The organism is Streptomyces sp. YGL11-2 (genome assembly GCF_050054615.1).
In the GTDB taxonomy this organism is placed as follows: Bacteria; Actinomycetota; Actinomycetes; order Streptomycetales; family Streptomycetaceae; genus Streptomyces.
Map to the genome: position 1 here is coordinate 464,341 of NZ_JBNHIN010000001.1, position 24,833 is coordinate 489,173.

The 24,833-nt window shown below is 73.4% G+C and carries 22 protein-coding genes; 9 read left to right on the forward strand and 13 right to left on the reverse strand.

Features of this window, described 5'->3' with window-relative positions; translation table 11 throughout:
• Together ACO1BR_RS02070 and ACO1BR_RS02075 are read left to right on the forward strand one after the other, a co-directional pair.
• Positions 1-455 (forward strand): multicopper oxidase domain-containing protein (locus ACO1BR_RS02070; RefSeq protein WP_426793270.1); only part of this gene is annotated, 455 nt, incomplete at its 5' end.
• 122 nt (positions 456-577) lie between these two features.
• Positions 578-2,332, forward strand: coding sequence for an NAD+ synthase (locus tag ACO1BR_RS02075; RefSeq protein ID WP_426793271.1), 1,755 nt, complete (start codon positions 578-580; stop codon positions 2,330-2,332).
• Here the strand turns inward: ACO1BR_RS02075 and ACO1BR_RS02080 are convergent.
• From ACO1BR_RS02080 to ACO1BR_RS02095, 4 genes are all read right to left on the reverse strand, one after another.
• Positions 2,304-3,584, reverse strand: coding sequence for an MFS transporter (locus ACO1BR_RS02080; RefSeq protein ID WP_426793272.1), 1,281 nt, complete (start codon positions 3,582-3,584; stop codon positions 2,304-2,306). The genes ACO1BR_RS02075 and ACO1BR_RS02080 overlap by 29 nt on opposite strands.
• Before the next feature lie 187 nt (positions 3,585-3,771).
• On the reverse strand, positions 3,772-4,692 hold the full coding sequence (locus tag ACO1BR_RS02085; RefSeq protein WP_426793338.1) for an endonuclease/exonuclease/phosphatase family protein: 921 nt from the start codon (positions 4,690-4,692) through the stop codon (positions 3,772-3,774).
• Positions 4,693-5,043: 351 nt separating this feature from the next.
• Positions 5,044-5,718, reverse strand: coding sequence for a TetR/AcrR family transcriptional regulator (locus tag ACO1BR_RS02090; protein WP_426793273.1), 675 nt, complete (start codon positions 5,716-5,718; stop codon positions 5,044-5,046).
• Complete coding sequence (locus ACO1BR_RS02095; protein ID WP_426793274.1) at positions 5,715-7,334, reverse strand: MFS transporter; 1,620 nt, start codon at positions 7,332-7,334, stop codon at positions 5,715-5,717. The genes ACO1BR_RS02090 and ACO1BR_RS02095 overlap by 4 nt, the downstream gene beginning before the upstream one ends.
• Positions 7,335-7,516: 182 nt before the next feature.
• Between ACO1BR_RS02095 and panB the strand changes: the two genes are divergently transcribed.
• From panB to ACO1BR_RS02110, 3 genes are all read left to right on the forward strand, one after another.
• On the forward strand, positions 7,517-8,425 hold the full coding sequence (gene panB / locus ACO1BR_RS02100) for a 3-methyl-2-oxobutanoate hydroxymethyltransferase (protein ID WP_426793275.1): 909 nt from the start codon (positions 7,517-7,519) through the stop codon (positions 8,423-8,425).
• A gap of 91 nt (positions 8,426-8,516) precedes the next feature.
• Positions 8,517-9,548 (forward strand): ATP-binding cassette domain-containing protein, encoded by a 1,032-nt coding sequence (locus ACO1BR_RS02105; protein ID WP_426793276.1) that lies wholly within the window; start codon positions 8,517-8,519, stop codon positions 9,546-9,548.
• The gene (locus tag ACO1BR_RS02110) at positions 9,545-10,375 is read left to right on the forward strand and encodes an ABC transporter permease (protein ID WP_426793277.1); all 831 of its coding nucleotides are present in this window, start codon (positions 9,545-9,547) and stop codon (positions 10,373-10,375) included. Before ACO1BR_RS02105 ends, ACO1BR_RS02110 begins: the two co-directional genes overlap by 4 nt.
• Before the next feature lie 37 nt (positions 10,376-10,412).
• Here the strand turns inward: ACO1BR_RS02110 and ACO1BR_RS02115 are convergent, their stop codons facing one another.
• A complete protein-coding gene (locus ACO1BR_RS02115; RefSeq protein WP_426793278.1) occupies positions 10,413-13,862 on the reverse strand; it encodes an AfsR/SARP family transcriptional regulator in 3,450 nt (1,149 codons plus the stop codon).
• A gap of 276 nt (positions 13,863-14,138) precedes the next feature.
• Between ACO1BR_RS02115 and ACO1BR_RS02120 the strand changes: the two genes are divergently transcribed.
• Positions 14,139-14,942 (forward strand): site-2 protease family protein, encoded by an 804-nt coding sequence (locus ACO1BR_RS02120; protein ID WP_426793279.1) that lies wholly within the window; start codon positions 14,139-14,141, stop codon positions 14,940-14,942.
• 29 nt (positions 14,943-14,971) lie between these two features.
• Here ACO1BR_RS02120 and ACO1BR_RS02125 read toward each other — a convergent pair whose 3' ends face one another.
• The 7 genes from ACO1BR_RS02125 to ACO1BR_RS02155 form a co-directional block, all read right to left on the reverse strand.
• A complete protein-coding gene (locus ACO1BR_RS02125) occupies positions 14,972-15,190 on the reverse strand; it encodes a hypothetical protein (RefSeq protein ID WP_159504187.1) in 219 nt (72 codons plus the stop codon).
• Positions 15,191-15,301: 111 nt separating this feature from the next.
• On the reverse strand, positions 15,302-16,066 hold the full coding sequence (gene npdG / locus ACO1BR_RS02130) for an NADPH-dependent F420 reductase (RefSeq protein ID WP_426793280.1): 765 nt from the start codon (positions 16,064-16,066) through the stop codon (positions 15,302-15,304).
• A 124-nt stretch (positions 16,067-16,190) separates the two neighbouring features.
• Complete coding sequence (locus ACO1BR_RS02135; RefSeq protein ID WP_426793281.1) at positions 16,191-17,039, reverse strand: carbohydrate ABC transporter permease; 849 nt, start codon at positions 17,037-17,039, stop codon at positions 16,191-16,193.
• Positions 17,036-18,043, reverse strand: coding sequence for a carbohydrate ABC transporter permease (locus ACO1BR_RS02140; protein WP_426793282.1), 1,008 nt, complete (start codon positions 18,041-18,043; stop codon positions 17,036-17,038). The genes ACO1BR_RS02135 and ACO1BR_RS02140 overlap by 4 nt, the downstream gene beginning before the upstream one ends.
• The gene (locus tag ACO1BR_RS02145) at positions 18,040-19,410 is read right to left on the reverse strand and encodes an ABC transporter substrate-binding protein (protein WP_426793339.1); all 1,371 of its coding nucleotides are present in this window, start codon (positions 19,408-19,410) and stop codon (positions 18,040-18,042) included. The genes ACO1BR_RS02140 and ACO1BR_RS02145 overlap by 4 nt, the downstream gene beginning before the upstream one ends.
• An 11-nt stretch (positions 19,411-19,421) precedes the next feature.
• Positions 19,422-20,501 carry a sialidase family protein gene (locus tag ACO1BR_RS02150; protein WP_426793340.1) on the reverse strand — a complete coding sequence of 360 codons (1,080 nt, stop codon included), beginning with the start codon at positions 20,499-20,501 and terminating at the stop codon, positions 19,422-19,424.
• Positions 20,502-20,867: 366 nt separating this feature from the next.
• Complete coding sequence (locus ACO1BR_RS02155) at positions 20,868-21,572, reverse strand: FadR/GntR family transcriptional regulator (protein ID WP_426793283.1); 705 nt, start codon at positions 21,570-21,572, stop codon at positions 20,868-20,870.
• Between the two features lie 172 nt (positions 21,573-21,744).
• Here ACO1BR_RS02155 and ACO1BR_RS02160 point away from each other — a divergent pair, with 172 nt between their 5' ends.
• A complete protein-coding gene (locus tag ACO1BR_RS02160) occupies positions 21,745-22,704 on the forward strand; it encodes a dihydrodipicolinate synthase family protein (protein ID WP_426793284.1) in 960 nt (319 codons plus the stop codon).
• Between the two features lie 172 nt (positions 22,705-22,876).
• On the forward strand, positions 22,877-23,503 hold the full coding sequence (locus ACO1BR_RS02165; protein ID WP_426793285.1) for a hypothetical protein: 627 nt from the start codon (positions 22,877-22,879) through the stop codon (positions 23,501-23,503).
• A 123-nt stretch (positions 23,504-23,626) separates the two neighbouring features.
• On the opposite strand, the gene ACO1BR_RS02170 is transcribed toward ACO1BR_RS02165, so the two are convergent.
• Positions 23,627-23,875 (reverse strand): hypothetical protein, encoded by a 249-nt coding sequence (locus ACO1BR_RS02170; RefSeq protein WP_426793286.1) that lies wholly within the window; start codon positions 23,873-23,875, stop codon positions 23,627-23,629.
• A 67-nt stretch (positions 23,876-23,942) separates the two neighbouring features.
• Between ACO1BR_RS02170 and map the strand changes: the two genes are divergently transcribed.
• Entirely contained in the window at positions 23,943-24,800 is an 858-nt protein-coding gene (gene map, locus ACO1BR_RS02175; RefSeq protein ID WP_426793287.1) for a type I methionyl aminopeptidase, read from the forward strand.
• Positions 24,801-24,833: the final 33 nt, after the last annotated feature.

Sequence of the window (24,833 nt, forward strand, 5' to 3'; positions counted from 1 at the left end):
ACGGCCGGGACCCGGACGACAGGTACCGGCTCAGGGAGCTGGACGGGCATGTGATGACCGCCGACAAGCTGCGGGCGCACGAGAGCGTACGGGCCCGGTCCCGGCGGCCGGACCGCACCCTGAGCATGCGGCTCACCGGCAACATGCTGCGCTTCAACTGGGCGATCAACGGCCGCCCGTACACCCCGTCCCAGCGCTATCCGGTGGAGCAGGGCGAGCGGGTGCGGCTGGAGTTCCGCAACCTCACCAAGATGTGGCACCCGGTCCACCTGCACGGGCACAGCTTCCGGCTCCCGGACGGCGGACCGCTCAAGGACACCACGATCGTGCGGCCCGACGAGAACATCGCCGTCGACTTCGACGCCGACAACCCGGGGCTGTGGATGCTGCACTGCCACAACATCTACCACTCGGAGTCGGGGATGATGACGGTCCTCGGCTACCGCCGGAACTGACCGCTCGGGCCGCCCCGGTGGAGCGCGCCGGGGCGGCCCGAGCGGCGGCGGCGCCGTGCCGCACCACCGTTCCGCGCCGTCACACACCCCCATTGCGTCAGAAAGACGATTACACTGGCGGGGTGCCTCAACTTCGCCTCGCCCTCAATCAGATCGATTCCTGCGTCGGCGACATCGCCCAGAACGCCGAGACGATCGTGCGCTGGACCCGGCACGCCGCCGGCCAGGGCGCGCACCTCGTCGCGTTCCCCGAGATGGCGCTGACCGGCTACCCCGTCGAGGACCTCGCGCTGCGCCCGTCGTTCGTCGAGGCGAGCCGCGCCGCGCTGCCCGCGCTGGCCGCCCGGCTGGCCGCCGAGGGCCTGGGCGACACCCCCGTGGTCGTCGGCTACCTCGACCGCTGCGAGCAGGCCAGGACCCGCTACGGCCGTCCGGCCGGCGCCCCGCAGAACGCGGCGGCCGTCCTGCACCGCGGCCGGGTCGCGCTCACCTTCGCCAAGCACCACCTGCCCAACTACGGCGTCTTCGACGAGTTCCGCTACTTCGTCCCGGGCGACACCCTGCCGGTCGTGCGGGTCCACGGGGTGGACGTGGCGCTCGCCATCTGCGAGGACCTGTGGCAGGAGGGCGGCCGGGTGCCGGCGACCCGGAGCGCGGGGGCCGGGCTGCTGGTGTCGATCAACGCCTCCCCGTACGAGCGGGACAAGGACGACACCCGGCTGGAGCTGGTGCGCAAGCGGGCCCAGGAGGCCGGCTGCACCACCGCGTACCTGGCGATGATCGGCGGGCAGGACGAGCTGGTCTTCGACGGGGACTCGATCGTCGTCGACAAGGACGGCGGGGTGATCGCGCGGGCGCCGCAGTTCGCGGAGGGCTGTGTGCTGGTCGATCTGGAGCTGCCGGCCGCCGCGGCCGAACCGCCCGCCGGAGTGCTGGACGACGGGCTGCGGGTGGACCACGTCGTACTCTCCCCCGAACTGCTGCCGCCCTACGAGCCGGAGACCCCGGGCGGGCAGGCCGAGCGGCTGGACGACATCGAGGAGATCTACACCGCGCTGGTCGTCGGGCTGCGGGCCTATGTCGCCAAGAACGGCTTCCGGAGTGTGGTGCTGGGGCTGTCCGGCGGGATCGACTCGGCGCTGGTCGCGGCGATCGCCTGCGACGCGCTGGGCGCCGGGCAGGTGCACGCCGTCGCGATGCCCTCGCGCTATTCGTCGGACCACTCGCTCACCGACGCCGCCGAACTGGCGCGCCGTACGGGGCTGGCCTTCCGTACGGTGCCGATCGGCCCGATGTTCGACGCGTACATGGAGGCGCTGGAGCTGACCGGGCTCGCCGAGGAGAACCTCCAGTCGCGGCTGCGCGGCACGACGCTGATGGCGATCTCCAACCAGGAGGGGCACCTGGTGCTCGCGCCGGGCAACAAGTCCGAGCTGGCGTGCGGCTATTCGACGCTCTACGGCGACTCGGTCGGCGCGTACGGCCCGATCAAGGACGTCTACAAGACCGTCGTCTACGAGCTGGCGCGCTGGCGCAACCAGGCCGCCGCCGACCGCGGCCAGACCCCGCCGATCCCGGAGAACTCGATCGGCAAGCCGCCGAGCGCCGAGCTGCGCCCCGGCCAGGTCGACACCGACTCGCTGCCCGACTACGACGTGCTGGACCGGATCCTGGAGCTGTACGTCGACCGCGACCGGGGCCGCGAGGAGATCGTGGCGCAGGGCTTCGACGAGGCCCTGGTGACCCGGGTGCTACGGATGGTGGACCACGCCGAGTACAAGCGGCGCCAGTACCCGCCGGGCACCAAGATCTCCGCGAAGGGCTTCGGGAAGGACCGGCGGCTGCCGATCACGAACCACTGGAGAGAGGGGGCCTGACGGCCCCGGCGGCCACGCCCTCGGCGCTACCAGCGCTACCGGCGTGCGCGGCTCCACCGGTGCTCCCGGCGCCCTCGGTGCCGTGCGCCACGATGCGGGAGGAGTCGGGCGCGCCGCGGTCCAGCAGTCCGGCGGCCACGGCGACGGCCAGGCCGGCCGCGGCCAGTACGGCGCCGACCAGGGTGGGCGAGGTCCAGCCCCAGCCCGCCGACAGGGCCAGCCCGCCGACCCAGGCGCCGCCCGCGTTGGCGAGGTTGAACGCCGACTGGTTGGAGGCGGCGGCCAGGGTGGGGGCCTGCCGGGCCTTGTTCATCACCAGCATCTGGAGCGGGGTGGTGGTCAGGAACCCGACGGCGCCGATGACCACCACGCCCACCAGGGCCGCCCACTTGACCTGCGCGGTGAAGTGGAAGGCCGCCAGCACCAGCGCCAGCGCGGCCAGGGACCCGTAGAGGGTGGGGCGCAGCGCCCGGTCGGTGAGCGGTCCGGCGGCGAGCGCGCCGAGGGTCATGCCGATGCCGAAGAGGGCGAGGACGACCGGGACCGTACCGGCCGCGAAGCCGGTGACCTCGGTCATCATCGAGGCGAGGTAGCTGTAGAGGGCGAAGACGCCGGCGAAGCCGAAGACCGTGGTGAGCAGGCCGAGCAGCACCTGGGGGTGCGCCAGGGCGCGCAACTCGCGGCCCAGCCCGGTGGGTTGCTCGGCCGGCAGCGGCGGGATCAGCCGGGCCAGGGACGCCATCGCGACCAGGCCGATGGCGGCCACGACGAGGAAGGTGGCGCGCCAGCCGAGGTGCTGGCCGAGCAGTGTCGCGGCGGGGACGCCGACGATGTTGGCGATGGTCAGGCCGAGGAACATGGTGGCGACCGCGCGGGCCTGGCGCCCCTCGCGCACCAGCCGGGCGGCGACCACCGCGCCGACGCCGAAGAACGCGCCGTGCGGCAGCCCGGCCAGCAGCCGGCCGGCGACCAGCAGGCCGAAGTCGGGGGCGAAGGCGGAGGCGAGGTTGCCGACCGTGAAGACCGCCATCAGCGCCACGAGCATCCGCCTGCGGGGGATGCGGGAGCCGAGGGCGGTCAGCAGGGGTGCGCCGATGACGACGCCGAGGGCGTAGGCGGAGACGAGGTAGCCGGCGGTGGGCACGGAGGTGCCCAGATCGTCCGCGACATCGGGCAGCAGGCCCATCATCACGAATTCCGTGGTGCCGATACCGAAGGCCGAGATCGCGAGCGCGAGCAGAGCCAAGGGCATGGAGTGCCTTTCGGGGTGGGGTGGGCGCGTGCGGGTGCGCCGCGCGCTAAGTTCGCTTATGGAACAAAGTCTCTCAGCTGCGCTGTTCCGGCGTGAAAACGGCAGGTGAAAAGCCCGCTGCGGACCTGAGTCCGAAGCGGGCTGTCCCGCTGTGACACACAGCGGCAGAAAGGGTCGGCGGCAGCTGTCAGATCTTGACCGTCGCCGCGACCGGGAGGTGGTCGCTGCCGGTGGCCGGCAGCACCCACGCCTTGACCGGGTCGATCCCCTTCACCATGATCTGGTCGATCCGGGCCATCGGGAAGCCGACCGGCCAGCTGAAGCCGAAGCCGTCGCCCGCGGCCCCCTGCGCGGAGCGCATCTGGGAGGTCAGCGGGGCCAGCGAGCGGTCGTTCATCGTGCCGTTGAGGTCGCCGAGGAGCATGACCTTCCGGACCGGGTCCTGGACGATCGCGTCACCGAGCGCCTTGGCGCTGCCGTCGCGCTGGTTGGCGGTGAAGCCCTTGTCGACGTGGACCCGCACGGAGGGCATGTGGGCGACGTAGACGGCGAATTGCTCACCGCCGGCGGCGGTGACGGTGGCGCGCAGCGCCCGGGTCCAGCCGATCTTGATGTCCACCGGCCGGGCGTCGGTCAGCGGACGCTTGCTCCACAGGCCCACGGTGCCCTGGACCGTGTGGTACGGATACGCCTGCGCCAGGCCCTTCTTGTACGTGGGCAGCGCGGCGCCGGTCAGCTCCTCCAGGGCCACGACATCGGCGCCGGACGCCACGACGTCCCGTGCGGTGCCCGCCGGATCGGGGTTGCCCGCGTCGACGTTGTGGGTCAGCACCGTCAGATTGCCGCCGGTGCCCGACTTGTCGGTGATCTGCCCGCCGAAGAGGCCGGCCCAGGCGACGGCCGGCAACAGCAGCGCCACCAGCGCGGTCGCCGACCGGCGCAGCACCGCGCAGAGCAGCAGCAGCGGGACGCCCAGCCCCAGCCACGGCAGGAACGTCTCCACCAAACTGCCCCAATTTCCCACGGTGTTGGGGATTCGGGCGTGCAGCACCATCGCCAGTCCGAGGACGACCGCGAGCACCGCCAGGACGATGCCGCGGCGCCACATCCCCTCGGGGCGCCACCAGTTCCGCAGCCGCGCGGCCCGGGAACGGGCCCCGGCGGGCCCCTCGTCCTGCCCCGGCTCCGTCACGTACGCCTGCGCCATTCCGCTGTCCTCACTGCCTTGCCGCCCTGCTCCGGTCGGCCCCGCCTGTGATCACCGACCCTAGGCGACGCCCGTAAAACACGTTCTTAGATCCGCACCGCACCGGTCCGGGTACGGACCCACGGCACGCTCGGCCGAAAGCGTGTCTTCTCGACGGGGAGGACGGGCCGCCGGGCCGCCCGGGTTCCGCTCCCGGGCCTTCGTGACAGCGGCTGTGACAGAACGGGCATCGTCCGGTCATACGGCGCCCGCTCAGGGTCGTACCGTGCCCGGCGGTTCCGCTTCGGGGCGGGGCCGTACGCCCTCCAGGACCATGTCGACGATCTCCTCCGAGAGCCCCTCGGGGAGTTCCTTCCAGTCGTGGAGGACGGCGCGGGCCAGCATCGGGCCGACGAAGAGGTCGACGAGGGCGTCCAGGTCCCGGTCGGCGCGGATCTCGCCGTTGGCCACCCCGCGCCGGAGCACGCCGAGCAGGGCCTCGTGGCGGGCCCGGACGACCGTCTCGTGGTACTCCGCCCACAGTTCGGGCTGCGCCTGGACGTGGCTGACGACGGTACGCAGCAGGGCGGAGCTGCGCTTGGCCAGGCCGCGGCGGCGCAGGAACTCCAGCAGGGAGACCAGGTCGTCGCGTACGGAGGTGCCGTCCAGGGGAGGGGTCGGGGCGTCCAGCGACCGCATCACGTCGAGCATCAGCGCGCTCTTGCCGGACCAGCGGCGGTAGACGGTGGCCTTGCCCACACCGGCCTCGCGGGCGATGCGCTCCATGGACAGCTCAGCTATGGAGCAGCCGTCCTCGATCAGCCGGAGCACGGCCTCGATGATGGCGGAGTCGGCCGCGGCGCTGCGCGGCCGGCCCCGGCGCCCGGGAGCCGCCGCACCCGCGCCCGCCCCGGCCGCCGCCCCGCCGTCTCCCGCCACCCGGCTCATCGTGCTGCGCCCGCCTTCCACTCGTCCCGCGGCTCCGCCGCGCGCGGAGCCGGAGCCATTTTGCCCGGCAGGAAGGCCGCGACCACCACGGCCCCCAGCACCGAGACGGCGGCCGAGCCGAGCGCGGTGACGTGCATGGCGTGGAGGAAGGCGTCGCGGGCGGAGTCGATCAGCGGCCGGCCGGCCGGGCCCATCCGGGCGGCGAGGCCGAGCGTCGCCTCGATGGATTCGCCGGCCGCGGCCCGGGCGGGTCCCGGCACCCCGGGCAGGGCGTCGAGCGTGCCCTGGATGCCGTCGCGGTAGGTCGTCGAGAGCAGCGAGCCGAGGACGGCGACGCCGAGGGTGCCGCCGACCTGCCGGAAGGTGTTGTTGAGCGCCGAGGCGGAGCCCGCCTTCTCGCGCGGCAGCGACTGCATGATCGCGACGGTGACCGGCGGCATGATGTGCGCCATGCCGGTGCCCTGGAGGAAGAACAGCAGCTCCAGGGCCCAGAGGGGGGTGCCGGTGCGCAGCATCCCCATCCCCGCCATCGTGACGGCCACCACCAGCATCCCGGAGGTGCACACCGCGCGGGCCCCGAAGCGGTCCACGACCAGCCGGGCCCGCGGCGCGAAGATCAGCTGGGCGGCGGCCAGCGGCAGGATCAGCAGCCCGGACTGGAGCGGGCTGTAGCCGCGCACGCTCTGCACGTAGAAGACGATGAAGAACGTGACGCCCATCAGCGCGAAGAAGACCAGCGCGATGGCGGCGACGGCGGCCGAGAAGGCGGGCTTGCGGAAGTAGCCGATGTCGATCGACGGGTGGTCGCTGCGCTTCTGGTGGACGACGAACACCGCCAGGACCGCCAGGCCGCCGAGGGCGGGGGCCAGCACCTCGGGGGCGGCGAAGTCGTCGAGCTGGCCGCCCTTGATGATCCCGAAGACCAGCAGGACGAGGCCGACGACGGAGAGCAGCACCCCGACCGGGTCCAGCCTGCCGGGGGCGGGGTCCCTGGACTCGGGCACCAGGAGGATCATCGCGACCAGCGCGAACAGCACGATCGGGACGTTGATCAGGAAGACCGAGCCCCACCAGAAGTGGTCGAGCAGCAGCCCGCCGGCGATCGGGCCGATGGCGATGGCCAGGCCCACGCCGCCGGCCCAGACGCCGATGGCCCGGGGCTGCTCCTCGCGCTCGAAGACGTTCATCAGGATCGCGAGCGTGGCCGGCATCACGAAGGCGCCGCCCAGCCCCATCAGCGCGCGGAAGGCGATCAGTTCGGCGGGCGAGACCGCGGCCGCGGCGAGCGCCGATCCGGCGCCGAAGACGGCCAGCCCGAAGAGGAGGACCTTCTTCCGGCCGATCCGGTCGCCGAGCAGGCCGGAGGTGAACAGCAGCCCGGCGAAGACCAGCGTGTAGGCGTTGATCGCCCATTCCAGCTCGCTCTGGGTGGCGCCGAGGCCCGCGGGAGCCGGGGTCGCGATGGTTTTCATCGCGACGTTGAGGATGGAGTTGTCCAGCACCACGATCAGCAGGCTGAGCATCAGGACGGAGAGGATCGCCCAGCGCCGGCGGTGGATGTGGTCGGGAATCCGTGGAGCGGCGGGTGCGCCCGGTGGGGGCGGTGAGGTGGCCATGGCGCCACCCTACGCCGATAACGATACGGAACCGTTCCGTATCGTTGAAACGGCGGACCGGACTGGGCCGGCCGGACCAGCGACCCCCTCCTCTTTTCCTTTACGGCACGCCGTGCCAGCATGGTGGAGAGTCCGGAGACACCGTCAGGGTGCTTCGAGATGGAGAAACAGGAGCCGTCACCATGACGCAGCTTTCGCCTGCCCAGAAGCCGGCCGCGGGGGCCACCGCAGAGCCCACCGCCAAGCCCGCCAACAAGGAGAGCACCAAGTCGCTGTACGGCGGCACCAGCTCGCGCCGTGTCACGGTCCGCGACATCGCCGCCGCCAAGGAGCGCGGCGAGAAGTGGCCGATGCTCACCGCCTACGACGCGATGACCGCCTCGGTCTTCGACGAGTCCGGGATTCCCGTCCTGCTCGTCGGCGACTCGATGGGCAACTGCCACCTCGGCTACGAGTCCACCGTGCCGGTCACGATGGACGAGATCACGATCCTGTCCGCCGCGGTCGTGCGCGGCACCAAGCGCGCCCTGGTCGTCGCCGACCTGCCGTTCGGCTCCTACCAGGAAGGCCCGGTCCAGGCGCTGCGCAACGCCACCCGCCTGGTCAAGGAGGCCGGGGTCGGCGCCGTCAAGCTGGAGGGCGGCGAGCGCTCCGCGCACCAGGTGGAGCTGCTGGTCTCGTCCGGCATCCCGGTGATGGCGCACGTCGGGCTCACCCCGCAGTCGGTCCACGCCTACGGCGGCTACCCGGTCCAGGGCCGCGGCGAGGAGGCCGCCCAGCAGCTGCTGCGGGACGCCAAGGCGGTGCAGGACGCCGGCGCGTTCGCGGTCGTCCTGGAGGCGGTACCGGCCGAGCTGGCCGCCGAGGTGACCCGCTCGCTGCACATCCCGACCGTCGGCATCGGCGCGGGCCTGGACTGTGACGCCCAGGTACTGGTGTGGACCGACATGGTGGGCCTCAACGCCGGCCGGGTGCCGCGGTTCGTCAAGCAGTACCTCCAGTTGCGGGAGCTGCTGGGCGGCGCGGCCAGGGAGTTCGCCGAGGACGTGGTCGGCGGCGCCTTCCCCGCCGAGGAGCACACCTTCCACTGATGCCCGGCCGACAGGCCGCCGACAGCCGGTCCTCAGGGGCTGTCGGCGGCCTGTCGGCGCGTTGTCGGTGGCGGCTGGCACCTTGGAGGGCATGACGCGACAGACGATAACCACCAAGGGCGGCAACGCCGTGGAGGTGCGCGGTCTGGTCAAGCACTTCGGCGACGTGAAAGCCGTCGACGGGGTGGACCTGGACGTGCGGGAAGGCACCGTGCTCGGTGTGCTCGGCCCCAACGGCGCCGGCAAGACCACGCTCGTACGCTGCCTGTCCACCCTCCTGGTGCCGGACGCCGGACGCGCGGTGGTGGCCGGATTCGACGTGGTGCGCCAGCCGCGGGCGCTGCGCCGCACCATCGGCCTGACCGGGCAGTACGCCTCGGTCGACGAGAAGCTCTCCGGCTGGGAGAACCTCTACATGATCGGGCGGCTGCTCGATCTGTCCCGCAAGGACGCCCGCAAGCGCGCCGACGAGATGCTGGAGCGGTTCTCGCTCACCGAGGCCGCCAAGCGGCCGGCAGCGAAGTACTCCGGCGGGATGCGCCGCCGGCTCGACCTGGCCGCCTCGATGATCGGCCGGCCGGCGGTCCTGTATCTGGACGAGCCGACCACCGGCCTCGACCCCCGCACCCGCAACGAGGTGTGGGAGGAGGTCCAGCGGATGGTCCGCGAGGGCGCCACGGTCCTGCTGACCACCCAGTACATGGAAGAGGCCGAGCAGTTGGCCGACGAGCTGACGGTCATCGACCGCGGCCGGGTGATCGCCGAGGGCCGGGTCGACGAGCTGAAGGCCAAGGTCGGCGGGCGCACCCTGCAGATACGGCCGACCGACCCGGGCGAACTGGACCGGATGACCGGCGTGATCGCCGAGGCAGGTCTGGACGGCATCGCCGGTGCCACCGCCGACCACCACGGGGGCGTGGTCAACGTCCCGATCATCAGCGACGAGCAGCTGACCGCGGTCGTCGCGGTGCTCGGCCGGCAGGGCTTCGCGCTCGCCGGGATCAGCACCCATCTGCCCAGCCTGGACGAGGTGTTCCTGGCCATCACGGGCCAGAAGTCCTCCGAGGCGGACGGCCCGGAGAGCACGTCGGACGACGAGCAGTACGCGGAGGTATCGGCATGAGTGCCGCGACGATGACGGCGCCCCTGGCCAAGCCCGGCGCCGACGAGGGCCGGATCGGCATCCGCGCCAACCTGCGGCACATCGGCGCGCTGGTCCGGCGCAACGCCCTGCAGATCAAGCAGGACCCGGAGTCGATGTTCGACGTCCTCCTGATGCCGGTCGTCTTCATCCTCCTGTTCACCTACGTCTTCGGCGGCGCGATCGCCGGCAAGGGCAACCAGCACGAGTACATCCAGCGTCTGGTGCCGGGCATGATGGCGATGATGGGCATGAACATCGCCATGGCGGTGGGCAGCGGCGTCAACGAGGACTTCCGCAAGGGCGTGATGGACCGCTTCCGGACGATGCCCATCGCCCGCTCCTCGGTCCTGATAGCCAAGATCGTCGTCGAGATCGGCCGGATGCTGGTCGCCATCGCGATCCTGCTCGGCATGGGATTCCTGCTCGGCTTCGAAATCCGCGGCACGATCCCGGAGTTCCTCGGGGCGGTCGTGCTGTCCACGCTCTTCGGCGCCGCCCTGATGTGGATCTTCATCCTGCTGGGTCTCTCGGTGAAGACGCCGCAGGCGGTGCAGGGCATGGCGATGCTGGTGCTGATGCCGCTGCAGTTCGGTTCGTCGATCTTCGCCCCGCCGACGTCGATGCCCAGCTGGCTGGAGGGCTTCACCAAAGTCAACCCGCTCTCCACGCTGGCGGACGCGGCCCGGGCGCTGCTCAACGGCGAGGGCGCGGTGGCGCACCCCGCGCTGGTCACCCTCGGCTGGACGATCGCCATCACGGCCGTGACCATGCCGCTTGCGGTCGCGAAGTTCCGCAAGAAGACCTGACGCGCCCCGCAGGGGACTTCCCTCCGCCCGGCTCGCGTCAGACGAGGGCGGTGGCCTCTTCGATCGAGAGGGCACCGCCTTCGGCGTACGCGGCTTCGTACGCCGGATCGCCCAGCAGGGCGCGGGCGGAGCGCTCCGCACGGGCCCGGTCGTCGCGGACGGCCAGCGGCTGCACGTGCGAGGCGGCCCGCAGCGCGTCGTAGGCGCCGACCAGCCGGGCCGCGTCCCGAGCGCCGGCCGCGCCGCGCACCGCCATCAACACCCGTGCACCGGTGAGGAGTTGGACCACCGGCAGGTCCGGCGCGACCATCTGCGCCATGGAGTCCTGGGTCAGCGCCAGCGCCGCCCGCATCCGCAGCAGGAGGTCCTCGCCGTGCCGCCCCTCCGCCACGTCCAGCGAGACCAGCATCGCCTCCACCAGCCCCAGGAAGATGTCCGGGCTGCGCGAGGCGAACACCTCCCGCACCGCTTCGAGTTGCTCGCGGGCCTCGTGGAAGCGCTCCGCCATCGTCAGCATCATGGCCAGCATCAAGCGGGCGAAGGGCACCGCGTCCCGGCCGCTGTTGCGGTCCTGCGCGTCGTCCAGCACCTCGCGCAGCATCCGCTCCCCCTCCTCCGGCCGGCCCTCCTCGATCATCAGCGCGCCCAGCCGGGTGCGCAGCAGCAGGGTCTGGCCGTGCGCGCCCAGCGCCTCGGCGTGCAGCATCGCCGCCCGGTAGTCGCGCGCCGCGAGCGCGTACGCACCGCGCTTCTCCTCGGACTCACCGCGCCCCGCCAGCGCCTCGGCCGCGCCCCAGGCGTCGCCCAGCCGCTGGAAGATCCGCAGCGACTCGTCGGCGTCCTCGGTGGCCTGCGCCAGCCCGCCGGGGCGGTCGTTGAGGATCTTGGAGCGCAGCTGGAGGACGTACGCCAGCTCCCAGTCGTAGCCGAGGTCGCGGCAGGCGCGCACCGCGCCGTCGACCAGCCGCTCCAGCTCGTCCCACTGACCGCTGATCAGCACCGCGAAGTACCAGAGGACCCCGGGCACCTTGCAGGTCTGCGGCATCCCGCTGCGGTAGGCGATCAGCATCCCCGCCAGCTCCTCCTTCATCTCCGGGCTGCGCAGCGCCTCCATGTCGTTCTCGCTGGAGAGCGCCACCAGCCGGACCTCGCGGCGGGCCTCCAGCAGTTGCTCGGGGGCCATCGGTGGCGGGCTGTCGATGGGCCGTTCGTGGAGGTCGGGGGCGGGTTCGACGGGCGGCACGAAGGGGTTGGGGCCGAGTGCGCCGGCCGCCGTAGCCCAGGTGTGGCCGTCGCTGCGGTGGTCGCGCAGCGACCAGAACCAGTGCAGGGACAGCACCAGGCACAGCGCCTCGTGCTCGTCGCCCGCGGCCAGCGCCCGGCGCAGCGCGGTGCGCAGATTGTCGTGCTCCAGCTCCAGCCGGTCGATGGCGGCCCGCTGCCCGGGGCCGCGCAGCAACGGATCGGTGGTACGCGCCAGTTCGCGGTACGCGACCAGATGGCGGTGCTCGGCCGCGGCCCGCTCCCCGGCCTCGTCCAGCCGCTCCCCGGCGTACTCCCCCACCGTCTCCAGCAGCCGGTAGCGCATCCCGCCGACGCCGCCCTCCTTGCTGCCCGGGGCCGCCACCACCAGCGACTTGTCGATCAGCGAGCCCAGCAGCCCGGCCACCTCGTCCGCGTCGACGCCGTCGCCCGCGCACACCTCCTCGGCGGCGGCCAGGTCGCAGCCGCCGGCGAACACCGACAGCCGCCGCAGCACCGCCCGTTCGGGCTCGTCGGTCAGGTCCCAGGACCAGTCCACCACCGCGCGCAGCGTCTGCTGGCGCGGCAGCAGGGTCCGGCTGCCGCTGGTCAGCAGCCGGAAGCGGTCGTCCAGCCGGTCCGCGAGCTGCCGCGGCGTGAGCAACCGCAGCCGGGCGGCGGCGAGTTCGATGGCCAGCGGCAGCCCGTCCAGCCGGCGGCAGATCTCGGCACAGGCCGCCGGATCGTCCGCCACCCGGAAACCGGGGGAGGCGGCGGTCCCCCGCTCGGCGAGCAGCCGCAGTGCCACCGGGTCCGGCAGCGGCTCGACCGGCCGCAGCACCTCGCCCGGCACGGCCAGCGGCTCCCGGCTCGTCGCCAGCACCGTCACCCCGGGACAGACGGCCAGCAGCCGCTCGGCCAACTCGGCGGCGGCGCCGATCACATGCTCGCAGTTGTCCAGGACCAGCAGCATCCGGCGGCCCGCGCAGTGCTCGGCGAGCCGGGCGTGCGGATCCCGGGCGGTCGGGTCGGACGCGGCCCGCAGCCCCTCGGCGGTGGTACCGCGCACGACCGTCTCGCGCGCCCCGAGCGCGGTCAGCACCGCCTCCGGCACGGTCCGCGGATCGTCCACCGGTGCCAGTTCGACCAGCCAGACACCGTGCGGCCAGGCGTCCGGCAGCGCCGCCGCGGCGGCCTCGGCGCCCTCCTGCGACAGCCGGGTCTTGCCGGCGCCGCCCGGCCCCAGCAGCGTCACCAGCCGGTGCGCGGCCAGATCGCCCCGCAGCGCGGCCAGGTCGTGGTCCCGCCCCACGAAGGAGGTCAGGCGCGCCCGAAGGTTGCCGGGACGGGCGGCCGGGAGGGGTGGGGCGGGCGGAGGGCCGGCGGCGACGGGGGCTGCGGGGGTGCCGTGGGGAGTGCGGGCGCCGTCGGGGCCGGGCATCCCGTAGGCCCCGGGAGCCGCGGGGGTGCCCGCCACGGCGCCACCCGGCACGGTCCCGGCCCGCGGCCCCGGCTGGGGCTCCGGCGCGGGCCGGAGCAACGCGCTGTGCAGGGCCCGCAGTTCCGGGCCGGGGTCGGCGCCCAGGCGGTCGGCGAGTTCGGTGCGTATCTCCTCGTAGGCGGCCAGCGCCTCGGCGCTGCGGCCGGCGTCCCGCAGGGCGCGCAGCCGCAGGGCCTGGAGGGGCTCGTCGAGCGGGTTGTCCTGGCACAGCGCGACGAGGGTGGGCAGCGCCTGCGTGGCCCGGCCCAGCGCCAGATCGGCGGCGAGGCGGGTGCGCCGGGCCTCCAGCCGCCGGCTCTCGGCGCGGGCCGCCTCGACGGCCGCGTCGGGCAGGTCGGCGAGCGCCGGGCCGCGCCAGAGCGCCAGCGCCTCGTCGAGCAGGGCGGCGGCGCGGGCCGGGTCGGCGTCGTCGAGCGCCCGGCCGCCCTCGGCCGCGAGCCGCTCGAAGCGGTGCAGGTCGACGGCGTCCGGCTCGGCGCACAGCAGATAGCCGCCGTCGACGGACGTGACGGCGGTACGGCCCAGGGCCCGGCGCAGCCGGCCGACCAGCGCCTGGAGGGCGCCGGGCGCGTCGGCCGGCGGGTCCATGCCCCAGACGTCGGCGATCAGGGCGTCCGCGGTCAGCGCCCGGCCCGGGCGCAGCGCGAGCGCGGCGAGCAGGGCGCGCAGCCGGGGACCGCCGAGGGCGACGGGGCTGCCGTCGGCCCGGCCGGCCTGCGTGGTGCCGAGGATTCCGTAACGCACCGGCCCATTGTCGTTCAATGCCGGGCGGGCGTGCGTACCGAGCGTGCGGTAGCGGCGGTTCCGGTTCGGCGCGGGGGTCCGGGACCGGGAATCCACCGGGAATCCAGGGGCCGGGCGTCCGTGGACGGGCGTATCGGGGCGGTCACGTGCCGGGCCCGGGACGGGTACGCGGCGTGGGCGCGGGACCGGGTCCGCCGCCGGGAATCCGTGCGCCGACCGCCGCAGCGCGGATACGGTCGGGGCTGCCCACCCCGAGACCCCTGGAGCCCGCTACCGATGACCACTGCAATCCCGCGCGCCGACCGCCGCGTCAGCCCGGTCTTTCTCGCGCTCGTCGCCGTCATGGCGGTGTCCGGCTGGGCCGTCTGGAGCGGGACGGCGGGGTCCGGTACCGGCTTCGCGGTCTTCGGGTTCGTGGTGTCCGGCTGGGTGGTGTCGCTGTGCCTGCACGAGTACGCGCACGCCCGCACCGCGCTGCACAGCGGCGACATCTCCGTGGGCGCCAAGGGCTATCTCACCCTGAATCCCCTCAAATACACCCATGCGCTGCTGAGCATCGTGCTGCCGGTGATCTTCGTCATCATGGGCGGGATCGGGCTGCCGGGCGGCGCGGTGTTCATCGAACGCGGCCGGATCCAGGGCCGTTGGCGGCACAGCCTGATCTCGGCGGCGGGGCCACTGACCAACATCCTGTTCGCGGCGGTGGTCAGCGCGCCGTTCTGGCTGCACGGCCTCGACGGCGTACCGGACCCGTTCCGCTACGCGCTGGCGTTCCTCGCGCTGCTCCAGGTGACCGCGGCGATCCTGAACTTCGTGCCGGTACCCGGGCTGGACGGCTACGGCGTGATCGAGCCCTGGCTGTCCCCCGACCTCCGGCGGCAGGTCGAGCCGTTCGCGCCGTTCGGCCTGCTGGCGGTCTTCGGGCTCCTGTGGGTGCCGGAGGTCAACCAGGTCTTCTTCGACCTGGTCCACGCCGTCCTGCGGACCCTGGGCGTCTCCGCCTGGGACAGCTACTGGGGCCAGGAGTTCTTCCGCTTCTGGCAGGGCGCACCGCAGATTCCGCAGACCGGCGGGCTGTAGGGCTTGTCCGATGGGGCAGGCCCCAGGCGTCAGCCCGACGCCGCGGCGCGGCGCGCCTGCTCCAGCTTCGCCTTGCGTACGTAGAACCACGCCATGTTGCTGGAGACACCCGCCAGCAGGACCCAGACGATGCCGATGAAGCTGCCCTCGACGAAGGAGAGGACCGCCGCGGCGACGGCGAGGACGCACACGACGAGGGCGAGGACGGCAAGGCGCCGGTCCGGGCCGGACGGGGGCAGGGAGGGCATGGGGCGGGCTCCTGTCGGGGATGGGACGGTCCGTCCCAGTGTCCCCCATGGCCGGCGGACGACCGCCCTCCGCCCCCTCTCCCCCTTCGGGGAGGGAGAGGGGCGGGTTCGTCAGACGTCGGTGACCCGGAGGCCGGCGTGGGCCTTGTAGCGGCGGTTGACCGAGATCAGGTTGGCGACCAGGGACTCGACCTGGTGGGCGTTGCGCAGCCGGCCGGCGAAGACGCCGCGCATACCGGGGATGCGGGCCGCGAGCGCCTGGACCAGGTCGGTGTCGGCGCGGCTCTCGCCCAGCACCATCACATCGGTGTCGATCTCCGCGATCTCCGGGTCCTGGAGCAGCACCGCGGAGAGGTGGTGGAAGGCGGCGGTGACCCGGGAGTCCGGCAGCAGGGCGGCGGCCTGCTCGGCGGCGCTGCCCTCCTCCGGCTTCAGCGCGTAGGCGCCCTTCTTGTCGAAGCCGAGCGGGTTGACGCAGTCGATGACGAGCTTGCCGTCCAGTTCCTCGCGCAGCGACTCCAGGGTCTTGCCGTGGCCCTCCCACGGCACCGCGACGATCACCACGTCGCTGCGCCGGGCGCAGTCGGCGTTGGCGAGGCCCTCGATGCCCAGGCCGCTCAGCTGGGGGTCGGCGGCCGCGGTCTGCGCCCGCTCGGCGACCCGGGAGCCGATGATCACTTTCTGGCCGGCCTTGGCGAGCCGGTAGGCCAGGCCGCGGCCCTGGTCACCGGTGCCGCCGAGGACGCCGACCACCAGGCCGGAGACGTCCGGGAGGTCCCAGGGGTCGCGGGGCGCCGGCTTGGCGCCCGCGGGAGCGGACGAGGCAGACGGAGCGGACGAGGCGGGCGGGGTCGTGGCAGCGTCGGAAGTAGTCATGACAGCGATACTGTCACGCCCGGACGGGCACGCCGAGGCGCGGTCCTGAGGCGCCCCTCCCACCTGCCCTCCCACCCCCGCGACCACGCCGGAACGCCCTGCCGCCCCACCGCCCTCCCCCGCCTCACGTCTTCACGCTCCCCTCCGTCAGCCCCGTGCGCCAGTAGCGCTGGAGGACCGTCATCAGCACCATCAGCGGGAGTACGGACAGCAGCGCGCCGCCCACCGTGTACTGGTAGAGCACCGGCTGCCGGTCCGCGTAGCCGGTCCAGCTGGTCAGGCCCAGCTGGACCGGGTAGAGGTCGGAGTCGGAGAGCATGACCAGCGGCAGGAAGTAGTTGTTCCAGATGTGGACGAACTGGAAGAGGAAGACGGTCACCAGCGCGGGGGTCATCAGCCGCAGCCCCAGCCCGCCGAAGATCCTGGCCTCGCCCGCGCCGTCGATCCGGGCCGCCTCCAGCAGCGCGTCGGGGACCGCGGCGGCCGCGTAGATCCGGCAGAGGTAGACGCCGAAGGGGCTGACCGTGCTGGGGACGAGCACCGCCCAGTAGGTGTTCGCCAGGCCCATCGCGCTGGAGAGGAAGTACAGCGGCAGGGCGAGCGCCGTACCGGGGATCAGCACCCCCGCCAGCACCACGTTGAAGATCGTCTCGCGCCCGCGGAACGGGAACTTGGCCAGCGCGTAGCCCGCCGCGGCGGAGAGCAGGGTGGCGCAGACCGCGCCGATCCCGGCGTAGAGCAGGGAGTTGGCGAACCAGCGGGCGTAGACGCCGTGGTCGTGGGTGAGGACCTCGGTGAGGTAGCGGAGGGGGTGCGGATGGCGGGAGAACCAGAGGCCGAAGGTGCCGAAGAGGTCGGCGCTGTTCTTGGTGGCGGAGACGGTCAGCCAGTAGACGGGCACCAGGAAGTAGAGGGCGGCGACGGCCAGCAGCGCGTTGGTGATGATGCGGTGGCGGAGCGGGGGCCGGGTCATCCGCGCTCCTTTCCGCGCCCGCCGACGAGGCGGAGGAAGCCGAACGACGCGGCGCACGCCACCAGCGCCAGCAGTACCGCCTCGGCCGCCGCCAGCTGCTGGTTGTTGCCGACGAACGCCTCGCTGTAGGCGTGCAGGTTGGGGGTGTAGCCGGAGTCGATGGCGGAGCTGAGCGGGCGCAGCACCATCGGCTCGGCGAACAGCTGGAGGGTCCCGATGATGCTGAACACGCAGGTCAGTACGAGCGCGGGCCGGATCAGCGGGAGTTTGACGTGCCGGGCGACCTGCCAGGCGTTCGCGCCGTCGATCCGCGCCGCCTCGTAGAGCTCGCCGGGGACCGCCTTGAGCTGGGCGATCAGCACCAGCATGGTGTAGCCGGTGAACTGCCAGGTGACGATGTTGGCGAGGGACCACAGCACGTTGCCGCGGGAGAGGAAGTCGACGTTCCAGCCCGCGGATTGGGCGATCTTCACCAGCGGGCTGATGCCCGGTACGTAGAGGAAGCCCCAGAGGATCGAGGCGATCACCCCGGGCACTCCGTACGGGAGGAAGAAGGCGCTGCGGAAGAAGGTGACCGCGCGGGCGGAGGCGCTCTCCAGGAGGAGCGCGAGGCCGGTGGCGAGCACGGTCATCAGCGGGATCTGGACGGCGCCGAAGAGCAGCACCCGGCCGAAGCCGGCCAGGAACCGGGCGTCGGCGAGCGCCTGGGCGTAGTTGGCGAGGCCCGCGAAGACCTCGTGCTGCCGGCCGCCGAGACCGAGCGGGCCGGTGCGTTCGGTCCGCCGGAGGCTGGTCCACAGCGCGTAGCCGATGGGGGCCAGGAAGCACAGGCCGAAGAGCGAGAGGAAGGGCAGCAGGAACCCGGCCGCGGCGCGGGCGTCGCGGGCTCCCGTGCGGCTGCGGGACGCCGCCCGGCGCCGGCGGCCCGCGGCGGCGCGAGGTGCGCCCGGTTCCGGACCGGCCGCCGCGGGGGCCTGGGGGCGGACCGGCGTGTCCCGGCTCACCCGCCGCTCTCCGCCTTCAGGCCCTTGCCCTTGAGGTCGGCGACGGTCTGGCCCTGCACCTTCCGCAGCACGGAGCGGAACGAACTCCCGTCGGCGAGCGCATCGGTGAAGGCGTCGCCGAGCCGCTGGTAGAGGGTGTCCACGCCGGGTCCCCACCGCCACCGGGTGTCGACATGCGCCGCGGCGTCCGCGAACACCGTGCTGTACGCCTGGCCGCCGAAGAAGTCCCGGTCGGCGTCGAGGGCGGTGGGCGCATAGCCCGTTCTGGCGCTGGGGAAGCCGTAGCCGCCGGCGATCAGCAGCGCGAGGGACTGCGGGTCGGTGTTGAGCCAGAGCGCGAAGTCCAGGGCGTCCCTGGGGTAGGCGGCCTGCGCGAAGACGGCGGTGGTGGAGCCGCCCCAGTTGGCGTACGCCCGGCCGCCGGGCTGCCACTGCGGCAGCGGGGCGGCCCGCCACTTCCCCTTGGTGCCGGGCGCGTTGCCGGCGAGGAGCGCATCGCCCCAACTGGCGCCCACCCAGGCCGGGATGGCGCCGGTCTGGATGTCCTTGTACCAGGCGTTCTGGCGGTCCGGGATGGTCTTGACGAGCCGCTGCCGGACGAGGGACTCCCAGTAGTCGGCGACCTTGCGGGTGGGACCGTCGTCGAGGTGCACGATCCAGGTGTCGCCCCGGGTGGCGTACCAGGTGGCGCCGGCCTGCCAGGCCAGTCCCGCGAAGCGGTTGCCGTTGGTGGGGGCGAAGGTGTCGATCCAGGCGCCGTGCCGGCGGATCGCCCTGGCGGCGGCCTCGTACTCGTCCCATGTCCCGGGGACCTGCACTTCCCACCGGTCGAAGAGGTCCTTGCGGACGAACAGTCCCATCGGCCCGGACGCCTGCGGAATCGCGTAGATCCCCTTCCCGAAGACGGACTGCTGCCACTGCCAGCCGACGAACTCGCCACGGTGCCGGGCGGCGCCGAGCGGGGCGAGGTCGCGCAGGCCGTTGTCGAGCAGGAAGCCGGGGACCACCGGGAACTCGATCTGGCCCAGGTCGGGCGGGTTGCCGGCCTTGATGGCGGCGTGCATCTTCGCGTACTGCTGGCCGTTGACGGCGGAGACCTTCTCGACCCTGACCTGCACTTCGGGGTTGCGGCGGTTCCACAGGTCGACGGGCCGGTCGATGCCCGGCACCCAGGACCAGAAGGTGAGGGCGATCTTCTGCCCCTTCTTCCGCTCCTTGGGGGCGCCGCCGTCCGGACCGGCCCCGCAGCCGGCGAGCGCGAGACCGGCGGCGGCCCCGGCCGCCGCGCCCAGCACCGCCCTCCGCCGCGGCGCGCCCCTGGCCGTGCCGCCGCTCGTGGCGCCGTCGGTCGCACCGCTGCTGGTCATGCCGCTGCTGGTCATGCCGGCTCCTTGAGGGGGATGCGGCGGAAGGTGAGGGTCTCGTACGCGCCGAAGTCGCCCGTCTCGTAGAGGAGTCCGACGCTGCCCCGGTCGAGGCGTACGAGGTCGGAGTAGCCGGCCGGGAGCCCGCTGACGGTGTGTGCGGTGCGCCAGGTCCGCCCGCCGTCGCGGCTGGCCCGCAGGGTCATCAGGGCGCGCGCCTCGGGGTGCGCGGGCCCGGAGAAGAGCAGTTCGCCGCGGTCGTCGAGGTACAGGGCGCTGCCCTGGACCCGCGGCCCGGCCAGCGCCGCCTGGGGCCGGAAGGGGCGGACCAGGCGCTCGCCGCCGTTCGTGGAGACCGCGTCGAGGCGGCGCCAGGCGGCACTCGCCGCGTTGCGGGCGTTCACATAGACGGTGCCGCCGGGGAGTTCGGCGGCGGTGGTCTCGTTGGGCGCGGCGATCCGGCCGGTGCCGGGGTCGTGGTCGACGTAGCCGATGCGCCAGGTGGCGCCGCCGTCGTCGCTGAGCAGCGCGTGCCCGCCCTCGTAGCGGGGTTCGGTGCCGGTGTCCCCCGAGTCGGTGGGCGGGAGGGAGTGGTTGGCGGGGACGACCAGCCGGCCGGCGTGCGGGCCGTGGCGCAGGTGCAGCGCATGACCGGGCCCGGTGGCGTACCACCGCCAATGGGGCTGCTTGGTCTCGTCGGTGATCTCGCGGGGAGCGCTCCAGCTCGCGCCGTCGTCGTCGCTGTACTGGAGCCAGACGCGACGACCGTCGGCCGGTGCGACCTCGCCGCGGCGGATGCGGTCCTCGGTGGCGTCGGCGGCGCTGTGGACCTGGACGAGCAGCACCCGGCCGCCGGCGAGGACGACCGGGGCGGGGTTGCCGGCCGTGCCGGTGCCGTTGCGGGCGACGCACTGCAGCGGGCCCCAGGTGCGCCCGCCGTCCGCGGAGCGCTTGAGGACGAGGTGGATCTCGCCGGAGTCGGCGGCCGAGGAGACCCGGCCCTCGGCGAACGCGAGCACGGCCCCCTGGCGCGCCCGCACCACGGCCGGGATCCGGAAGCTCGTGTACCCCTCGGTCCCGGCCCGGTACGGCACCGAACTCCCGTACCACGGTGCGTCCTCGTGGGGCGGAGAGCCGGCGGACGGCTCCGGGTACGCGGGCGGCGGTGCGCTCTCGCGCGGCTCCCAGCGCTCGTGCGGCTCCGCGGTCCCGTACGGCTCCGAGGTCTCGTACGCCACGGGTCACCCCCAACGGGCGGACGTAGGATGTCCCTTGTCCTGCGGACCATAGGCAGCGCCCAACTGACCGTCAAGGCACCGCACATGGTGCATTTCCGTGTCGGCAACGCCCCCGTCAACACCGGGCGAAATCCCGGTGAACGGGATGAATGGCGACATGACGACATTGCGGACGGCCGCCGTTCACGGGGTGCTCGCAGCCGCCCCACCCCGCCTCCGCCCCTACGACGCCGGACCCCGGTCCTTCCCGGTGAGCCGCCGGCGGATGCCGTCGAAGTGACGGTGCATCGCGGCCACCGCGCGGTCGCCGTCGCCCGCCTCCAGCGCGTCGACGATCTCCTGGTGCCGGCGGTAGGTCACCTGGGGGTCCTGCCGGTCGTCGGCCAGGTCCTCGCGGACCCGGCGCAGCGCCGCCCAGAACGCGTCCAGCACCTCGCTCAGCAGGTGGTTGCCCAGCGAGCGGTACAGGGCGAGGTGGAAGGCCCGGTCGGTGGCGCTCTGCACCTGGCCGCCGCGCGCCTCCTCGGCCATCCGCTGCACCAGCCCCTTGAGGACGGTCAGGTCCGCGGCGGGCAGATCGCGCGCGACGGTGCCGATCAGCCCCGCCTCCAGGGCCTCCCGGACCTCCATCAGCTCGTACAGGCTCGGCTCCCCCTGGAGGTGGCGGACCGCGGCGCGGAAGGCGACGCCCTCGACGAACGGCTCCAGGCTGAGCGCGCCGACGTAGGTGCCGAAGCCGTGCCGGATCTCCACGATCCGCATCGCCTGGAGGGCCTTGAGCGCCTCGCGGACCGAGTTGCGGCTGACGTCGAGCATGGCGACCAGCTCGGCCTCGGTGGGCAACGGGTCGCCCGGGGTCAGCCTGCGCCGCAGGATCAGCTGCTTGATCCGCGCCTGGACGTCCTCGGCCATCGTCCCTCGCGCCATGCCTATCGCCCTCTTCCTCTGCCGCGCCCTCACCTGCCGCGCGCCGCCGGCCCGTTCGGCCCGCCCGGGGCCGGGAATCCTTGACCGTGCGCCTGCGCGCATGCCTATTGTGACCGCGGCATCGGACCTCCCATGTCCTTTGTCCCAGCTCAGAGCCGCCTTTGGAGGCCCCATGGCACTCCCCGCCCCGCTGCACGGCGTCATCCCCCCGGTCTGCACCCCGCTCGACGCGCGCGGCGAGGTCGACACCGCCTCCCTGGCCCGCCTGGTCGAGCACCTCCTCGACGGGGGCGTCCACGGCCTGTTCGCGCTCGGCTCCACCAGCGAGGTCGCCTACCTGACCGACCGTCAGCGCGCGGTCGCCCTGGAGACCGTCGTCACGGCCGCACGCGGCCGGGTCCCGGTGCTCGCCGGCGTCATCGACACCACCACCGCCCGCGTGCTCGACCACGCCAGGACCGCCGCCCGGCTGGGCGCCGACGCGCTGGTCGCCACCGCCCCCTTCTACACCCGCACCCACCCCCGCGAGATCGCCGCCCACTTCCGCCATCTGCGCACCGCCGCCGGCCTGCCCCTCGTCGCGTACGACATCCCCGCGGCCGTACACAACAAGCTGACCCCGGCCCTGGTCCGCGAGCTGGCCGCGGACGGCACGCTCGCCGGGCTGAAGGACAGCAGCGGCGACGACGGCTCGCTGCGCCGGCTGCTGGTCTCCCTCGGCGGCCGAACCGCCCGCGCGACCGGCCCGGCGCCCGGCTTCGCCGTCCTCACCGGCTCCGAACTCACCGCGGACGCCGCCCTGTTGGCTGGCGCGGACGGCGTCGTCCCGGGCCTGGGCAACGTCGACCCAGCGGGCTACGTCCGCCTCTACGACGCCGCGCGGGCCGGCGAGTGGCCCCGGGCCGCCGCCGAACAGGAGCGCCTGGTCGCCCTGTTCGCGATGACCGACGCCGGCCCGGAGAGCGAGATGGGCCGCAGCTCCTCGGCCCTGGGCGCCTTCAAGGCGGCGCTCCAGCTCCTCGGCGTGATCGACGGGCGCGCCACGGCGCTGCCACAGGTCCCGCTGAGCGAGGAAGCGGTGAGGGAGGTAGGACGTCGGCTGAGTGACGCGGGCCTGCGGCCGGCCCCGTAACCGGGCGGCCGGCCTCCCGGCCGGACACCAGCACCCTTGCCCCGTGGCCAGAAGCCCGCGTCCCGCCCCCTCACCCGGCGCTCCCCTCCGGCATCCCCGCCCGGCCTCCGTACGGGTGACGCCGCACCGAGCGGCCCCCCGGCGGCTCGGCGCTGCGGCAGTATGCCGCGCCATGGATGCCGTACGAGTCGCCCTGCTGCGCGAGGTCCTCGCCGGAACCGAGTGGGTGCAGGCCAGCCGCCGGTTCGCCGGTTCGCTGCGGGCCGCGGTCGCCCCGCACGGCGGTGGGCTGCTGCTGGTCGGCAGCGCCACGTACGAGCCCTGGCACCTGGCCGCCCACCTGGACGACGAGGCCGCCTGGTCGGGCCTGCCGGAGCTGTCACCGACGCTGGTGCGCCACCGGGTCCCGGGCGGGGCGCCCGCGCATCTCGCGGTCGGGCTGGGACGGCTGGCGGCGGCCGGGCGCGGTGCGACGCTGCTGGTGGTGACGCCGGGGCAGCCCGGCGCCGGGCTGCTGGAGCGGGTGCACGACGCCCGCCGCAACGGCGCCACGGTGCTCGCCCTGGACGGCGGCGACCGCGATCTGCACTCCCTGGCCCACGACGCGCTGGCCGCTCCCCCGCCCCCGCCCGAGGGCGCCGCGCAGGGCCAGGACCTGGACCTGGACACCGTCCAGCATCTGGTCAGCGCCGCCGCCGGGGAGAACGGCGGGCCCGCGCCCCGGCGCTACCGCCGCTTCCGCGACCGCCTCTCCCGCCTCGCCGACAGTCTCTCCGCCCCGCCCCCGCCCCGCTGGTAGCCACCCTGCCGCGGCAACCGACCCGGCCCACCGCCCACGAGGACGGAGAGCGCCCCACGAGGACCGGGGGCGTCCTCCTACGAGGACCCGTCGGACGTCCTACCACCAGGTCGGGGGGACGTCCTACGAGGACCGGGGCTCGCCCCCGTCGTCGCCCTGGCTCTTCCCCATGTCGTGCCACTTGGGGTCGGTCTCCCACTCCAGGTTCCGCTCGCGCGCGGTCTCCATGGCGTGGGCCGCCTCCTCGCGGGTGGCATACGGGCCGAAGCGGTCGGCCGCCCGGCACTGGGGGCCCTCCTCGACCGTCCCGTGCTTGAGGCAGTAGAACCACTCGCCCGGCTTGCCGACCGTCCGCCGCTTGAACAGCGCCATTGCCGCCTCCCGTACCTGGCTCCTGTGCCACCATCCTGCCCGACGGCCCGCGGATACACTCGCTGGCATGTCTGGCCAGTCGCTTCTTGTCCCGGGGAAGATCTCCCCCACCCGCCCCGTCCCCGCCTCGATCCCGCGCCCCGAGTACGTCGGCAAGGCCGCACCCTCCCCGTACACGGGCCCCGAGGTGCAGGACTCCGACACGATCGAGCGGATGCGGATCGCCGGCCGGATCGCCGCGCAGGCGATGGCGGAGGCCGCCAAACTGATCGCGCCGGGCGTGACGACCGATGAACTGGACCGGGTCGCCCACGAGTTCATGTGCGACCACGGCGCCTACCCCTCCACGCTCGGCTACCGCGGCTTTCCCAAGTCCCTGTGCTCCTCGCTCAACGAGGTCATCTGCCACGGCATCCCGGACTCGACCGTCCTGCGGGACGGCGACATCGTGAACCTGGACGTGACCGCGTACATCCACGGCGTGCACGGCGACAACAACGCCACCTACCTGTGCGGCGACGTGGACGAGGAGTCCCGGCTGCTGGTGGAGCGCACCCGTGAAGCGCTCAACCGCGCGATCAAGGCCGTCAGGCCGGGCCGCCAGATCAACATCATCGGCCGGGTCATCGAGTCGTACGCCAAGCGCTTCGGCTACGGCGTGGTCCGCGACTTCACCGGGCACGGCATCAACTCGTCCTTCCACTCCGGCCTGATCGTTCCGCACTACGACAGCCCGCACCACGCCACGGACATCAAGCCCGGGATGACCTTCACCATCGAGCCGATGCTGACGCTGGGCACGTACGAGTACGACATGTGGGAGGACGGCTGGACGGTGGTCACCAAGGACCGCAAGCGGACCGCGCAGTTCGAGCACACGCTGGTGGTGACGGAGACCGGGGCGGAGATCCTCACGCTGCCCTGATGCTTCCCTGACGCAGCCCTGATGCAGACCTCA